Source organism: Chryseobacterium sp. S0630 (genome assembly GCF_024158915.1).
In the GTDB taxonomy this organism is placed as follows: domain Bacteria; phylum Bacteroidota; class Bacteroidia; order Flavobacteriales; family Weeksellaceae; genus Chryseobacterium.
In genome coordinates, this window is sequence record NZ_JAMZGF010000122.1 from 1 (window position 1) to 1,365 (window position 1,365).

At 36.0% G+C, this 1,365-nt stretch carries 1 protein-coding gene; it reads right to left on the reverse strand.

All coding sequences use genetic code 11. The features are described 5' to 3' along the window. Positions 1 to 47: 47 nt before the first annotated feature. The gene (locus NK356_RS24015; RefSeq protein WP_253318248.1) at positions 48 to 1,250 is read right to left on the reverse strand and encodes an IS256 family transposase; all 1,203 of its coding nucleotides are present in this window, start codon (positions 1,248 to 1,250) and stop codon (positions 48 to 50) included. Positions 1,251 to 1,365 lie beyond the last annotated feature (115 nt).

The following is a 1,365-nucleotide window of genomic DNA, read 5'->3' on the forward strand; positions in this document are numbered from 1 at the left end:
GACACTATCCCGTAAAGTGTGTAAGTTAAAAAGTCAGGGCTTAGATTTTATAATCTGAGCCTTTTCTCAAAAATAAGCATAAATTGGTTGAGGACAATACCCCAATTCTGTATAGGCATTGTCCATTTTTTAGTAGCTTCTTTTAATGCCAAATAAACTGATTTCATTACAGCATCATCAGTAGGAAAAGACATTTTATTTTTGGTGTATTTTCTGATTTTGCCGTTGAGATTTTCAATTAAATTTGTGGTGTAAATGATTTTTCGTATCTCGAGAGGAAATTCAAAAAATACAGTGAGTTCATCCCAATTGTTTCGCCAGGATTGTATAGCATAAGAATATTTGCTTTCCCATTTATCTGCAAAATCATTGAGAGCTGCTTGAGCCGCTTGTTTTGTTGGAGCGGTGTAAATATGCTTCATATCGGCAGAAAATTCTTTTCTGTCCCTCCAGACCACATATTTGCAGGCATTTCTTATTTGATGGACAACGCAAATTTGGGTTTGAGATTCAGGAAAGACGGAACGGATTGTTTGGGTAAATCCGTTTAAGTTATCGGTAGCAGTGATGAGAATATCCTCCACACCACGGGCTTTTAAATCCGTGAGAACACTCATCCAGAAGGCTGAACTTTCATTTTTTCCAAGCCACATTCCCAAGACCTCCTTTCTCCCGTCACGGTTTAATCCAACAGCCAGATAAACGGTTTTATTAATGACTTTGGAATTTTCCCTTACCTTGAAAACAATCCCATCCATCCAGACAATGAGATACAAATCTTCAAGCGGGCGGTTCTGCCAGCTAACAACTTCACTGGCAACCGCATTGGTGATTCGTGAGATGGTAGAGGTAGAAACATCAAAATCATACATTTCTTTAATTTGTTCTTCAATATCACTTACACTCATTCCCTTAGCATAAAATGATATGATAATATTCTCCAAACCATCGATAATATTATGTCTCTTTGGAACCAATGCTGGTTCAAAACTACCTCCTCTATCTCTGGGAACTTTAATTTCAGATTCGCCAAATGAGGATTTTATCTTTTTAGTCCCGTGACCGTTACGGTAATTTCCAGTGGCAGATTTCTGATGTTTATCATTATCCAAATGAGAGTCCAATTCTGCATCAAGCATATGCTCTATAGCTCGCTTGTGCATTTCTTTGAAGAAAGAAGTTAAGTCTTCTCCATTTTTAAAGGACTTGTAAAAATCCTTGTTGTTTAATAATTCTTCTTTGTCGATCATAACTATGTAATGGTTAAAAATAATAAAAAGTTATTTCCGTAAAATTTTTTGAGCTATAAGGGCTCAAAATTTTCCAGAATAACTTTTTAACTTACACAGTTAGTGAGATACTACC